The sequence below is a fragment of the Shewanella psychrophila genome, from assembly GCF_002005305.1.
Lineage (GTDB): Bacteria > Pseudomonadota > Gammaproteobacteria > Enterobacterales > Shewanellaceae > Shewanella > Shewanella psychrophila.
This window is the reverse complement of sequence record NZ_CP014782.1, coordinates 220032-234436: the sequence shown is the minus strand read 5'-3', so window position 1 is coordinate 234436 and position 14405 is coordinate 220032. Positions and strand designations below refer to the sequence as shown.

General features: G+C 44.8%; 14 protein-coding genes and 1 pseudogene. 10 read left to right on the top strand and 5 right to left on the bottom strand.

Annotation, left to right across the window (positions count from 1 at the left end; genetic code table 11):
* The first annotated feature begins 8 nt into the window (after positions 1-8).
* The 8 genes from sps_RS01090 to sps_RS01055 are packed head-to-tail and all read left to right on the top strand — an operon-like array spanning position 9 to position 7880.
* A complete protein-coding gene (locus tag sps_RS01090; protein WP_077750794.1) occupies positions 9-1013 on the top strand; it encodes a 3-oxoacyl-ACP synthase III family protein in 1005 nt (334 codons plus the stop codon).
* Positions 1010-2914, top strand: a complete 1905-nt coding sequence (locus tag sps_RS01085) for an HAD-IIIC family phosphatase (protein ID WP_077750793.1) — start codon at positions 1010-1012, stop codon at positions 2912-2914. Before sps_RS01090 ends, sps_RS01085 begins: the two co-directional genes overlap by 4 nt.
* Positions 2907-3140 carry a phosphopantetheine-binding protein gene (locus sps_RS01080; RefSeq protein ID WP_077750792.1) on the top strand — a complete coding sequence of 78 codons (234 nt, stop codon included), beginning with the start codon at positions 2907-2909 and terminating at the stop codon, positions 3138-3140. Before sps_RS01085 ends, sps_RS01080 begins: the two co-directional genes overlap by 8 nt.
* Positions 3137-3904 (top strand): 2-oxo acid dehydrogenase subunit E2, encoded by a 768-nt coding sequence (locus tag sps_RS01075; protein WP_077750791.1) that lies wholly within the window; start codon positions 3137-3139, stop codon positions 3902-3904. The genes sps_RS01080 and sps_RS01075 overlap by 4 nt, the downstream gene beginning before the upstream one ends.
* 10 nt (positions 3905-3914) lie before the next feature.
* On the top strand, positions 3915-5132 hold the full coding sequence (locus tag sps_RS01070; RefSeq protein WP_077750790.1) for an FAD-dependent monooxygenase: 1218 nt from the start codon (positions 3915-3917) through the stop codon (positions 5130-5132).
* Positions 5129-6244 (top strand): alpha/beta fold hydrolase, encoded by a 1116-nt coding sequence (locus tag sps_RS01065; protein WP_077750789.1) that lies wholly within the window; start codon positions 5129-5131, stop codon positions 6242-6244. The genes sps_RS01070 and sps_RS01065 overlap by 4 nt, the downstream gene beginning before the upstream one ends.
* A gap of 15 nt (positions 6245-6259) precedes the next feature.
* A complete protein-coding gene (locus sps_RS01060) occupies positions 6260-7030 on the top strand; it encodes a thioesterase II family protein (RefSeq protein ID WP_169915642.1) in 771 nt (256 codons plus the stop codon).
* A 19-nt stretch (positions 7031-7049) separates the two neighbouring features.
* Complete coding sequence (locus sps_RS01055) at positions 7050-7880, top strand: 4'-phosphopantetheinyl transferase family protein (RefSeq protein WP_169915640.1); 831 nt, start codon at positions 7050-7052, stop codon at positions 7878-7880.
* 38 nt (positions 7881-7918) lie between these two features.
* On the opposite strand, the gene sps_RS01050 is transcribed toward sps_RS01055, so the two are convergent.
* Complete coding sequence (locus sps_RS01050) at positions 7919-8506, bottom strand: acyl-homoserine-lactone synthase (protein WP_077750786.1); 588 nt, start codon at positions 8504-8506, stop codon at positions 7919-7921.
* A 370-nt stretch (positions 8507-8876) separates the two neighbouring features.
* On the opposite strand from sps_RS01050, the gene sps_RS01045 reads away from it, so the two are divergent.
* Positions 8877-9827 (top strand): hypothetical protein, encoded by a 951-nt coding sequence (locus tag sps_RS01045; RefSeq protein ID WP_149027199.1) that lies wholly within the window; start codon positions 8877-8879, stop codon positions 9825-9827.
* Positions 9828-9926: 99 nt separating this feature from the next.
* On the opposite strand, the gene sps_RS01040 is transcribed toward sps_RS01045, so the two are convergent.
* The 4 genes and pseudogenes from sps_RS01040 to sps_RS01030 form a co-directional block, all read right to left on the bottom strand.
* The gene (locus tag sps_RS01040; RefSeq protein ID WP_077750784.1) at positions 9927-10661 is read right to left on the bottom strand and encodes a helix-turn-helix transcriptional regulator; all 735 of its coding nucleotides are present in this window, start codon (positions 10659-10661) and stop codon (positions 9927-9929) included.
* Between the two features lie 553 nt (positions 10662-11214).
* On the bottom strand, positions 11215-11598 hold the full coding sequence (locus sps_RS01035; RefSeq protein ID WP_077750783.1) for a DUF4260 domain-containing protein: 384 nt from the start codon (positions 11596-11598) through the stop codon (positions 11215-11217).
* 275 nt (positions 11599-11873) lie between these two features.
* Positions 11874-11969: pseudogene (locus tag sps_RS27940) on the bottom strand (class I SAM-dependent methyltransferase); the annotation flags it as partial.
* A gap of 67 nt (positions 11970-12036) precedes the next feature.
* On the bottom strand, positions 12037-12813 hold the full coding sequence (locus sps_RS01030) for a class I SAM-dependent methyltransferase (RefSeq protein ID WP_077750782.1): 777 nt from the start codon (positions 12811-12813) through the stop codon (positions 12037-12039).
* Positions 12814-13507: 694 nt separating this feature from the next.
* On the opposite strand from sps_RS01030, the gene sps_RS01025 reads away from it, so the two are divergent.
* Complete coding sequence (locus tag sps_RS01025; protein ID WP_077750781.1) at positions 13508-14350, top strand: 23S rRNA (adenine(2030)-N(6))-methyltransferase RlmJ; 843 nt, start codon at positions 13508-13510, stop codon at positions 14348-14350.
* The last annotated feature ends 55 nt before the right edge of the window (positions 14351-14405 follow it).

The following is a 14405-nucleotide window of genomic DNA, read 5'->3' as shown; positions in this document are numbered from 1 at the left end:
AAATTTCCATGACTATTTATATTAATCAATGCCAACACTATCTGCCCAATGATCCGGTAGATAATTCATTGCTTGCCGAACGTTTTGGGCTAAATGCCGATTGGGTCAGTTTATTCCTGGGAAATCGTAGCCGTTACTTCACTACAGATTTGAAAACTGGCGAAATAAAAAACTCACTAGCAGACATAGCGACACAAGCGGCACAAAAAGCCATGGAGATAGAGCAGATAGGCTGTGAAGATCTGGATTTTATTGTGATGGCCACGGCAACACCGGATCAATTGATGCCTGCAACGGTCAATCTCGTGGCGGAAAAGCTTGGCGCTGCCAATATTGCGACCTTCCAGCTGCAGTCCGGTTGTACCGGGGCGATGCAAGCCGTGTCTATGGCCCGAGCCTTATTGTTAAGTGGTGAGTATCGACGCGGACTCATCATAGGTGCCGATGTCTGTACCAAGTTTATCGACCCTCTCAAAGACTACAGCCAAAGTGAAGCCAACGAACAGATTAACTTTGCGCTGTTTGGTGATGGCGCCGGGGCGATGATTATGTCTACCCAAGCAACGGGATTGCGCTGGAAGCTAACTCAGTTCGAATGTCATTACACCGGCTTAGATCTGCCACCGGGACAGATAGTCAATTGGCGCGGCCTACGTGACAGTGATGACACCATGCTGATGGAAGATTACAAGGCCATCGAAAAGCATGTCCCCGGTTTAGCCGCAGAGATTCTAGATAGCTTGTCGACGCAGACTGCGGGTGAAGTAGATTGGTATTTGCCCCCTCAGCTATCTGGAAGGATGACACATAACATCATCCGACACTTAGGCTTGAAGGATGATCAGGTTATTAGCTGTGTCCACGAAACAGGTAATAATGGTAACGCACTTCCCTTCGTTCAGCTCAGTCACTTACAAGATCGAATTGAAGATAATCAAACCGCCCTCTTGATAGCGATAGAGTCCTCTAAATGGTTGAAGTCTGGCTTGGTGCTTGAGCAGGAGGCCATATGATATCTGCTAACGAAAATAATGAATTTGCAGTTAATTTAGCTGGCGTTAACATCTGTGACCGCCACCAGCTTATGCAAACTTTGAGGCGCACAACGGATCCGACAGCTAGGGTCAGTGCAGGACGAAAGTGTCGCAAAATCTCTCAAGACTGGCTGAATACTCAAGGCTTTAAACCAGTCAATTTTGCGGTAACAGGCTCCTTCAGTACCGCTATGGTCGGCGAACTGCTGACGGCTGGCAGCCTGGAAAAAGGACTTATGCCATCGCTATACCTTTCTGATTACAATCAGTTTGCACCCGATGTGCTCGATGTAAATAGCGACTTTATCAAGGCCGAGGCAGACTACTCCTTATGCCTGCTCGATGAACACATCATCTTAGAGAGATTGCCTACCCCCTGGAGCTTAGCCGATATACAAGAGGCGTGTGAACAAGTACTGACGCTCTGCCAACAGGGTGTCAGGCAACTACTCGAACACACTCGAGGAATGGCAATATTCAATACCATTCCGCTGCCATTATCGCTACAGCGTCAAATGCTGGGATCACGGGAAAGAAATCAATTAAGCCGACTCTGGCTGCAGTTCAATCTGGATATGCTGGCAATGACAGAACTGAGTCAGCGCGTGTTGGTGCTGGACATGCAATGTTTGATGACTGGCACGTCTCGCTGGCGCGACGAGCGATTGGCATTCTATGCAAAACTGCCCTATTCAGATGGCTTGATGGACATATTGATCCGTGAGGTCTCGGCTTTGGCGGCGTCGACTCTGGGACACAGTAAGAAAGCCCTGATTCTGGATCTGGACAATACCTTATGGAGCGGGATATTAGGCGACGATGGAGTGGATGGCATTGGCCTGGATGGCAACCCAGCCGGTGAAGCACACCTGCTGTTGCAGCGGGTCATCAAGCAATTTGCGTCACAAGGCGTGTTACTCAACATCAGCAGTAAAAATGACAGAGAAAACGTCGATAACGTATTTGAAAAACGACAAGACATGGTGCTAAAAGCCAGTGACTTTCTTCATATACAGGCCAACTGGTCGCCAAAAAGTCAGGCGGTAGCCGACATTGCCGAGTCCCTCAATATTGGTATCGACAGCTTTGTTTTCGTCGACGACAGTAGTTTTGAATGTGAAGAAGTGCAATCGGCACACCCTTCGCTGGCATCTCTGCAAGTCACCGGAGAACCTGCATATTTTGCCGCTATGTTGGCCAATATGAATGATTTTCTGATGATGTCCGTCAGTGCCGAAGATAAGGACCGCCCCCATAAGTATCGTCAGGAAACTCACCGACAGGCGCTTAAGGCCTCTAGTCAAGATCTGACCTCTTTCCTTGAAAGTCTGAATATTGAACTGAGTCTGACTAATGCAAAAGCCGAAGATGTGCCACGTATTGCCAACCTCAGCCAACGCACCAATCAATTTAATATGACCACACAGCGTCTGAGCGAAGCAGCGGTAATTGACTATCTGGAAAATGAAAATAAATCGATTTGGGTACTGAGAAGTCATGACAGATTTGGTGATTATGGCTTGATTGGTGCGGTACTGATATCCATGACCTTGGACACTTCTCATATCGATAATATGCTGCTCAGCTGCCGAGTTTTTTCTCGCGGTATCGAACAAGCAGCCATCAGTTTATTGCTCGCCCAAGCTGTGGCGTCAGGTAAAACAAGTGTCACGGCTGAATTCATACTAAGCCATAAAAACCAACGTATGGCCACCTTCTACCCATCTATGGGATTCACCACAACAGCGCTGACACATCAGCCGCAATCGGCACTAGCAACTGGCACTCCCAAAAGCCAATTGTTTGTTCACACCCTGTCTGAAATTGCGCCACTGCCAGGGCATCTCACCACGATTAATGAGGAAAGCTGCAATGCATAAACATGAATTTATCGCACTAGTTGAAGATTTTATGGACATTAAGCTAACCGAGTCGGCTATGTCGATGCAGCTAGTCGATCTCGAAGGTTGGGACTCACTTCATGCTGTCCGCTTACTCTCTGAACTCGAAATGCTGACAGGACACCCAGTTCCTATTCCTGCCTTCCTGAAAGCGAACACCTTAGGCGATATCCATCGGCTCGCCACCTTAGAGGAAGCGTTATGAATAACACCGCATTTCCTCTTTCTCGTCGTCATACCCTCTATTTTTTAGAGCAGTCGACACAATACAGTCCCGTGTTCTTATCCACGGATATCGATGCCACAGCAATGAATACACTCAGAGCCACAGCCAAAGGCCAAGAACAAGCCGAAGTGCCAGGAATCGTCGCTATGGTCATGTATGCCACGGGGCGGGCACTGGCAAATCACCCTGACGCCAATGGAGTCGTAACCGGACGTTGGCGCCCCAAGTTACATCGTTTTCCAGCCGTTCACGGCAAGTTTGCACTGGATAAAGAGATTGATGGCGTTCGCTGTGTCGGTTCAGGCTTGATTGCACATGCAGAAACAAAATCTCTGGCGCAAATTCAGTCGGAAGTGAGGTTTCTTAAACAGACACCACTCGCGTTATGGCCAGAGTTTCCCCGACTGAAGAAGCTTCAGTCGTTACCTGTGCCACTTGGACGTTGGTTGTTTGGCAAGTTAATGAGTAAGCCGACGCTAAAACATAAGTTACAGGGCTCATTTGCCATCACCTCACTGGGACAGAAGCCTGTCAGCCTTTTGATTCCTCAGGTTGGCGCATCGATCACCTTAGGGCTTGGACAGATCCAAGCCAAGGCTCTGGTAGTAAAGGGCGAGGTGGTGATCCGCGATATGTTACCCCTCACTTTGGCCTTCGACCATCGCGTCATCGATGGTGCCGAAGCAGCCGATTTACTAGAAGAGTTAAAACTGGGCCTAGAGTCCATAAAAGCAGACACTTAGGAGTAAGATTATGGAACAGACTAGTCAAATATGCATAGTAGGCGGTGGCCCAGCTGGCCTGGTTTTAGCGCTTAAATTGGCAAAGAGTGGCGTCGATGTCACAGTGCTGGAGGCCAACAAAAGTTATGAGCGTTCATTTCGCGGTGAGTCCATTCAGCCTGATACCGTTGGCATCTTTCACGAATTGGGTATCGCAGATGCGATAAATGAACATGGTTATATGATATTTAAAGAACTGGAGGTTTGGGAGAGGGACTCCAAACGACTCAACATGAATTACACTAAAATGCCCTATCAGCATAAATTCATGATCGATGTGCCTCAGCCGGTCTTCCTCAATGCCCTTGCCGAGAAGCTGGCACAATATCCAAATGCCAAATTGATCAGAGGCGCAGCCTTCGACGGTGTCATCGAAAAAGACGATACCGTAATAGGTGTGACTTATCGCGAAGCCGGTGAGAAAAAGTCCATCCATGCCAAAGCCATCATCGCCGCCGACGGTCGTTATTCCAGAGTCCGTGAAAAAGCGGCCATTCCTTACACAAAAACACCACAAGAGCGCGATGTACTTTGGTGCAAGATGCCTATTCCTGAAGGTTGGGATAAACATAAATACTATATCTTGCTCAATGGCGCTCAACACATCATCTTGCTGCCATCCTACCCAGATCTATACCGTACAGGAGTGAACATTCCCAAGGGTGGATTCGCGGCTCTCAAGAAAGAAGGCCTAGATGGTTTCTATAATCTGATTGATGAGGTGAACGCAGAACTCGGTCAACATGTTCGCAAGCACATAACCAGCTGGAAAGATCTCCATGTACTAGACATCTTTACCACTCATGCGCCTCTGTGGGGTAAAGATGGCCTGATCATGATTGGCGATGCGGCGCACACACTTACCCCATTACTGGGTCAAGGCGTAAATATTGCCATTCAGGACGCCATGACTTTGGCACCTATGCTGGCTCAACAGGTGCAATCAGATAAAGCCGTCGATACTCAATTTTTAAGAAGCTATCAAAGCGAGCGCCAACCACAAGTCGATTTTGTGACTCAAATGCAACAACGCCAGGAAAAAATGCTCTGTAGCGACTCGAAACTCATGCTGAGTATGCGTAAAGCCTTTTATTTCATTTTAAATCGCATGCCATTTATACAGAATCGCATCCTCAATCAGATCTCATACAAGCGTCAACGCTCATTAGCCATGGGGAAAATATCATGATAAAGCAACATGATGTCGCTGAGCTGAAGGCGTTTGCGCGCCTTCATAGTCGGGCGCAGAAATTAGATGAAAGCGTATTAGATTTTGCCTTACACAACATAGAAAATGATATTCACGGCGATCCGAGAAGTTGGGCTTATGTGCTGTCATCCTTAGCCGAACGGGCCGAATCTTCGGGAGATATTCAAGACTCTATTCAATTGTATAACTTGGCGCGCTTCCCCTATGTAGGTGACCCTGCTCGTAAAAAAGCGCTCAATAAATGCCAACAGTTATACCGCCAATGGCTGGCGAACACACTACCCGATGTTGAATACTGGCGCTTTTCTGACCCTGATTTTGGCTGCTATACCGCAGGTCTGGACAAGAACAAACCTGTGGTTGTGGTACTTGGCGGCATAGTATCAATCAAGGAGCAATGGCACCGCTTGTTAGTCATGGCAAAAAAACTTGGTTATTGTGTGGTGCTGACGGAATTACCCGGCGTGGGAGAAAATACCTTGCCATACGATGCCCACGACAGTCAGTTATTTCGTCGTATACTGAAACGTTTACAGGGGCGTGCTAATACCCAAGATGTGCACGTCATAGGCTTTAGCTTTGGTGGCCATTTAGCCATGAACGCCTCGCTCGAAAACAGTAATATTCATACCATTACCACGGTAGGCGCTCCTATTGCAGACTTTTTTGGTGATGGTAGCAATAAATTAGCAATCCCGGATATTACCTACAATACCTTAGCCCATATATTCGACTGCGATAACACAGAGGTTAAATCCCATATCTCCGATTGGGGCCTCTCGGCTGAATCTCTGGAAAGAATCTCCGCCAATATCCATTATCTTGCCAGTAGCCGCGATGAGATTATTCCCCTTGATGATATGCAAGCGGTTCGTTCGAACGTTCCACACAATCAAATTTTACAAGTCGATGATATTCATGGGGCGCCGAATCATCTACCGCTGACAGTGATCTGGATTTTCTCGGATCTGATAGCTGGCTCACGGATAAACTGGCTACGTGGACTCACCCAGCGCTTACTTAAACGCCAGGTTCGTAAAGTAGGAGCGAAATACTATGGATCTGCAGATACATCCCTGAATCACAGCTAACCAGTGGAGATGAATATGTGTACAGCTCATGACGACGCTATGGCGAGTGACTGGTTAGGACAGGTCATAAAGCCAGATAAAGTGAATATAATATGTTTTCCATTTGCCGGAGGAAATAGTGCCAGCTTTGCCGGATTGAGTGGACTCTTTGGTGATGCTTACCACTTGGTGCCACTGGAATTCCCTGGCCGGGATAGCCGCCGACATGAAGCCTTTTATACTGACTTTAAGACCGCTGCGAATGCCATGAGCCAAGCTATTTTACCCGCCATAAAACAGCACAGGATAATGCTATATGGTCACAGTATGGGGGCTTGGTTTGCATGGTATATCGCCAAGCAACTGGCAAAAGAGGCCTGTCCCCCAGAGCTATTGGCTATAGGGGCGCAGCGTGCGCCTTCGGAGCTGTATCCATTTAAGCCCAATGCACTGATGGATGATAGAGAGATGATCAATTATCTCAATCGTTTCGAAAGTTTCGCCGGAATGAAGGTGTCAATGTCGATACTCAAACAGTGGATTTTACCTGTGATCCGCGCAGATTTGGCCCTGTGTGAGACCCATAATGCCTGTCAGCAATACTATCCTCATCCGGCTCTGGTATTAGGCGCGACAGAAGACACCTTTATTGAAGAGACATCATTGCAAGCTTGGCGACAACACTTACCGCCAAGCACCCCATTAAAGACAATTAAAGCGGGTCATTTCTTTATTCGCAGTCACAGCGCTTGGGTTGCCGAGCAGATCCAGCATGCACATGAGCGAGCCATCGAGGCAAACGCATAAACCTAAAGGAGATCACAACTTGACTAATTTAGTGATAAATAAACATGTTAGCCATGAGACGACACGAGTGTCCCCTAGACTCTGCAGCTGTTTTAAAGATGATTTCATCCAGGTGAGTCATCTTGGTCAGCAAATAGAATCGTCCCCTTGTGTGATCACTTTAGGTCATTTTAACCGCGAAAACTTTTCCTCCAATGACATGGCACTATGGTTTCCAAACACAGATTTTTATAAGACCTGGGGTAAGAAGCGTCAACAAGACTTTCTTGCTGGGCGACTTTGCGCCGCTGTCGCGGTTAGCAGCCTGGCTCAGGAAAATATCCTGAATATTGCTGAAATGGAACCGGCACAGCTCCAGCCTATCAAGATCGGCACCTCGCCCTGTGGCAAACCTTCATGGGAAGATGGGCTTTATGGCTCAATAAGTCACAGTGGTGAATTTGCCTTAGCCATGACACTAGCATCCCCTCATCCATGTCGCGTGGGCGTGGATATTGAGTTTACAGTCAATGAAAAACAAGCCGAGGGAATAGCACGGTATATTTTGTCGAACCAAGAACGAGTCTGCGTCGAGGAGAGCGAACTCAGTTTTGAGCTGGCCATTACACTGGTGTTTTCGGCCAAAGAAAGTTTATTCAAGGCCCTCAGCGAACCTGGAGATAACCTGAGTTTTACCCTTGCACGTTTAGTTGCCATAGACGTAGACAATCGACAGCTATTGTTCACCCCCAATCATAAACGCTTGCAGGCAGATGCAAATAAACTCTTGAGGGTCAGCTATGATTTGATTTCTCACCTTAGACCTGGAGTAGCTGAGCGATTAGCTGTCGCAACCTTTCACCTATCTTAGCCGTTGAAAGTGCAAACGTTTACACTGAACCTGACATGTTAATGGGAAATGATATTTAAATCTTCATCCACTTGGATCCACAGGGCTACGGTTCGCTCGACACCAATCTGCTTAACCTTGCCATCGCCCATGCGCCTTAAATTCACCCCTAACTGACGCAATAATCTTTCGCAGGCAACTGTGGTTACCGTAACATAGCTTTTTATTCCATTTTGTTTCGCAAAATCATAAAACGACTTAACAAGATCTATGGTGACATCGCCAAAATATCCTTTCTGGGTTTCAGCTGAGCCTTTTTTCACGGCAAAACGGCTGATCTCCCAGATATCATCTTGCACAGGTGCCGACTCCCCCTGTAACAGTTCGGGAAACACCGACTTGAGCATATAATCTTGCAAGGTACTCCTGGCTCGCCAACAGCCAATAACATCTTTATCATCCTCAAGAACGGCGATGTAATGCGCTTCGTTGTCATCGAAGCAATCTTGTTCGCGACCATCTGTAGAAGCAATATCCCAGTCCAGTCGTTTGATGAACGTTTCGTAACGTAATCTCATGATGCCATCGAGAATAAGTTCTGAAGCAGAAGTTTGCAGATTATGTTGAGTAAATACTGTGTTATTCATAGTTATCTCGCCGGAAGTTGATTACGAGATCCAATATATTTATTTTGTTTCTTCAGCGTATCTGTCAGAAATTACAATCTAAAAAAAACAAACCTATACCCTTGTTTTAGATGTGATAAAAATAGCTTCTTTCCCTATACTGTCACTTATAACAGCTAGATTTATAACCGCTCACTAAATAGTCCCCCCTTAGATTTTTGATGCACGCATTGCCAAAATATCCCGTTTGAGTACCTGACACTATTTACAGTATTCGAACCAAGAAAACTTGGTTATATTAACGGAACAATAGTGCCGTTTACTTTGGAAAATGTTCACCCGAAGAAACACATAATGTTCCCTTACCTACATGATCAGGATGTATCAAATTTTGGAACTAGACACACAACAAAAACAACGAGCAGCCCTCGAAGTGTCGATGAGTTTAGCCATCACTTCGGCTGAAAAGGTATCTAAAAGAGCCGGTATCGGTTGGGTCTTGCTCGATGAAAATAGCCTGCATATTCATTCCGAGGCTATCATTGCCGGCACAAACTATCTGAGTTTGACCGCGTCCATAAATCGCTATGCCCATGTGGTGCACACATTAATTGTGACTCTATGGCCATTAGAATCACTGTTCGACTGTGAAGAGCTTGCCAGCAGTCTCGTCGAATCATCTTGCCAAAAAATCATAGTGCCAGTCATGGACTTTGATATGCAGAGCTTTCGAGCATCGCCACTAGGGCGATGGCAAGGTGAGATCGAGAGTGTCGACTTTTTACATGCAACACGCAGAATTGGCTCAGGGCTTAACATGGTGCTATCGAGTCATCGCCCCTGGGTATCCAGCGTATCCATAGCCGATAACCAAGATAAGTCATTGCGTCTGGAAGATTTTCGAGGCGAATTTGGGTTTGTTGCCTATATAGATGAAATTGCGAAACAATCCCGCGCCGTGGTGTATTCGCCGTCTCAAAAAGGCTTTATTGAGCAGTTATCAGATAGAAATTATGCAAATGAATACCAAGAATTTTATGAAGCCACATCCATAGAAGGTATGCGCACTTTGCTTAAGTATTTTGCTAGCGAGCACCGCTGTAGTGTATTGGTCCTCACAGAGGACAAGATGCAGTCAGCATTAATGGAAAATAAATTAACAGACGAAGTGATTTGTCACTTACCGATTCATGACAAACCAGTAAGTAAGCTCACAGAATTGGCTTCGCTCCCCACTGAGGGTTGGCAGCTAAATTCAAATACTGATATAGGCGCTTGTAGTCGCTTAATCTTAATGCCAGAGAAAAGTCAGGACGCCCATACTCCGATGCAGTCTCATTAACCCCTTATTATGGTAGCGAGATAATGAGTAAACCTTCTTAAACATAGGGCCGATGGCTCTATGTTTGTTTTTAAAGGTTCTGCTGGCATCAGCCAATCATTAGGGCTGTGGTTTTATGAGTCCATACATCACAGCTTTGGCAACCGCATGTTGCCGATTGGCCGCACCCAATTTTTTAGTGGCACTGCTCAAATGAAATATTGCTGTACGTTCGGCCACACTCATTATTTGTGACATCTCCCAGGCAGTCTTACCCTCACATGCCCAAAATAAGCTTTCTTTTTCTCTGGGGGTGAGTGAAGCCGATGGTGATTTTCCTAAATTCATTTTCAGGTGGGTTTCTAATAACGAATAACCAAAATACTGTACAAAGGGGAGCACATTGGCGAGACGTTGCTGAACATCAGGTTCTATTTTAGTCGTTAAGCTTAAAATGGCAATTTCACCGGTTGGAGCCTTAATTGGAACAGATAAGCCATCGATCAGACCTTTTGAATGCGCCTCATTCATTACTTTAACAGCATTAGGCTCACTGTACTCATCAATTTTCATCAACTTATTCCAGGTGATGGGTACCGAATTACCAAAGCAATACCTCACAACGGCATCACTTTTTTGAAAGTTATTTTTATAATAAACGTCTAACCACTCACTGGGGTAGTTGGTGAGAGTAAAGATTTTAGGCGCACTAAGAGACGTTGCATTACAGACAGCAAACAGAAAAAATTCCAGCTCGCATAATTGGCAAAACTTTAAGCAGACTTTCTCAATTTCTTCAGGGGTATGACAGTGTGAAAGAGATTCAACTAGCGAGTAGAGTTTATCAATGTTCATGGACCTATCCTTCCAAGTTATTCAACACTACGCTTTCTGGGTATAACCCCAGTGTCAAACTCATTGCAGTGGTATATAACAACATCGCTTTAACTACTTACGAACGCCACGAATTAATACAAGGAGTAAAACATAATAATGATTATATATTTAAAATGGTGATTAGTTAATTAATGAATGTTAAATTTTTATTCATGATCAATTATATTCACAATGACAAGTAACCTTACTCTATACGCGGTCAATATTGGTGCGGCTGCACCAATGTTATCCAACCCATATAAAACATTACCAGCAATAATAGTTCTTAGAGTAGAACACTCAATCCCACATATTAAAAAACAAATAGAGCTGAGTTAGTTAAGTAGTATATAAGTACTAGTGGGAACTAAATATTATTGAGCGCAATAATAAGATTGCCGATTAAAAATATGATCTCGGTTATGAACATAGCCTAGGCTAACGGACCAGATAAAACATCTAATACAGTGCTTATAAGTCTCATTTAAGACTTATAAGCAACAAGTTGCCACCTAGCAGCTCCCCATATTTACTATGTCTTTTGACTCTTACCAATTTGACCTAAGTGAGTGTAGGAGAAGCCTTTTGAATACTTCAGGCCATAACCCAAGGCTCTATCGAAGCCTATATGTCCACACCAGATTAATGAAATTTGAATTGCAACTTGTGAATCCCCCAGTACGCCAAATAACAAGGTGACTAAGGGGCCAATAAACGAATGGGATAGGTTATAGGCAAGGGAACCGAGTTTAGCACTATGAATATAGGCTAATAGTGCAAGATCTGGAGCCAGAAAAAACCATGCGAATTCTGACCAACTAAAAGAAAACTTGTGGTAGATCAGTAATGAGGCTAGCAATATCACCAATCCCTCAACTCTTAACGTAGTGCGGATTTTACCTGTTACTTCTGACATTTGAGTTTCCTTTCGAGTTACTAGATAGAATGTCTCAGTATTTACGCTTAAATAGAAAAGCATAAACCTCTTGTTCAAATTAGTCGTAATCAGGCCGTAAACCATAACAAGCTAGCTCGTCATCGCAGCCTTTGCATAGACATCGAAGCGATTTTTCTTCGTTGCTATCACCATCGACGGCTTCACGCCATCTAAGTCTTCAGTGTATTTAATTGAGGTCTCTTGACCTGACCCGACCTGCTAGCCCCCTACGCTCACCAATAACTTCAATATAGCTAGCTCGTCATCGCAGCCTTTACATAGACATCGAAGCGGTTTTTCTTCGTTGCTATCACCATCGACGGCTTCACGCCATCTAGGTCTTCAGTGTATTTAATTGAGGTCTCTTGATCTGACCCGACCTGCTAGCCCCTACGCTCACCAATAACTTCAATATAGCTAGCTCGTCATCGCAGCCTTTACATAGACATCGAAGCGGTTTTTCTTCGTTGCTATCACCATCGACGGCTTCACGCCATCTAGGTCTTCAGCATAGTCAGGCCTCTTGACTACCACTCGTTTCGTCGCGAGTGTCATGGCGGGTTCAAGTAAGCCATCGGCATCCATGTCGGCTCCCACCAGAGATTGAAAGACCCGCATTTCCTTCTTAACCAGAGCCGACTTCTCTCTGTGGGGGTACATGGGATCCAGATAAACAACATCGACCTCTTTACCTAGCTCTATAACAGATTCAAGGCTAGAACCGGGGACCAGACTCATTCGCTCACGCATCCATTCACCGATATCCACATCTTCGTAGGCACGTCTTAGACCATCTTCTAGCAAGGCGGCAACCACAGGATGACGCTCAACCATAATCACGGTGCAGCCCAAGCTAGCCAACACGAAAGCATCTCGACCAAGACCCGCAGTACCATCGACCACTGAAGGATTTACGCCTTGTTTGAGCCCAACCGCCTTAGCAATGGATTGACCACGTCCACCACCGAATTTTCGACGATGAGCCACGGCACCAGAGACGAAGTCCACACAAATACCTTTAAGTTTTGGCTCATCACGCTTGTTAAGGATCAACGTATTATTTTCAAAAACCAGTTCAAAATCGGCTTCTTTGTCAAAAACCAGTCCCCAACGCTGACAGATAGCCTCCAGTGAAGGATATTGAGCATTGAAAAAAATGCCTGGAACCGATTTTTCTTGTTTATCTTTAGTCACGTTAACTCGAATTTGGACGATTATCTCTACATTATGCCAAAAGCTCAGCTCAGTGAATACAAGAGCTTTCGGCCAAGTAAAGTCTTTCCGCTATTGTGTCCCGCTAGGCCCACATTGGATTGGCGACTGTTAATAGCTTCAGGTTAACCCACTCTTTTATACAAAGCTTGATTCTAACAAGTTCAATTTATTACTCTACTTGCTATTAAAAACAATAAGATTAACAAATAAACTAGATATTTAAATTTTTACTCTTTAATAAAATATTTGTCAACCGGACAAAGATTAAACAAGGTTAACATTTGTTACCCTCTTGTTTTTATAATACATAAGTGATTGACAATCACCTGCGATAAAACCGATTAAACACAACGACTAATTTTAGTTATTTGTTTTTTAAAAAATTTAAAACGAGTTAAACATCCGATCTGAGTAATATTAAATTTATATGACGGACTATTAAATTGATAGGAATTAGTTAATCGATAATAATAACTAGCGTAAAAATATCAAAAACTTATATTATTATAATAATATAAGTTTTTGATATATCGATTTATGCCTATCAGTTGATATACAAATATCACTGTAAGCTCTACATTCCTACAACCCAATATCCAGACTCTCATGGAAATAATTGTGTTAATATAGCGCAGGAATTTACACTGATACATTCAATTTTCTTGGAATTTTCATGCTTAGTTATCGCCACGGCTACCATGCCGGAAATTATGCCGATGTGTTAAAGCACTCGATCTTGCTACAAGTGCTGAAATCACTGCATAAGAAAAATAAGCCACTGGCCTATATAGATACCCATGCCGGTGCCGGTGGTTACGCTCTCACCGATGAGTTTGCACAAAAAACTGGGGAATACCTCGATGGTGTGGCAAAACTCTGGGATAAGAACGACCTCCCAGAATCACTGCAACAATATATTGAAGACGTTAAGCACTTCAACCAAGGTGAATCTGAGCTAACCTATTACCCAGGTTCTCCAGCGTTCGTCGACATGAATATGCGCGAAAAAGATCGCATGGTACTTCATGAACTACACGGCGCCGACCATGCTTTGCTTGACGAGCAACTCGGTAGTGACAAGCAAGTACGGGTCATTAAAGGCGATGGCTTAAAAGGCTTACTTGGAGCAGTACCACCTCTTGAGCGTCGCGGCGTTGTGCTGATAGACCCTAGTTATGAGATGAAAACCGATTATCAGGATGTTGCCAAGACAATAATCAAAGCCCATAAACGCTTCTCTACCGGCATCTATATCCTCTGGTATCCAGTGGTAAAACGTGCCCAGACTGAAGAGATGCTTAAGCTGCTCACCGACAGCGGCATCAAGCGTCAGCTTAGAATTGAGCAGGCGATAAAGTCTGACAGTGATGAGTTTGGTATGACCGCAGCTGGTCTTTGGGTCATCAACCCACCTTGGCAGTTAGATGAGACAGCTTCAGAGATGCTTGATTATCTTTCTCCATTGCTTAATCAAGGCGGCGGCAAAGTCTCAGTGAAATGGGAAGTCGGCGAATAAGCCACGAACATTTTATTAGCCTGCATAATAAAAACAGTAAAGCCGCTTCATTGCG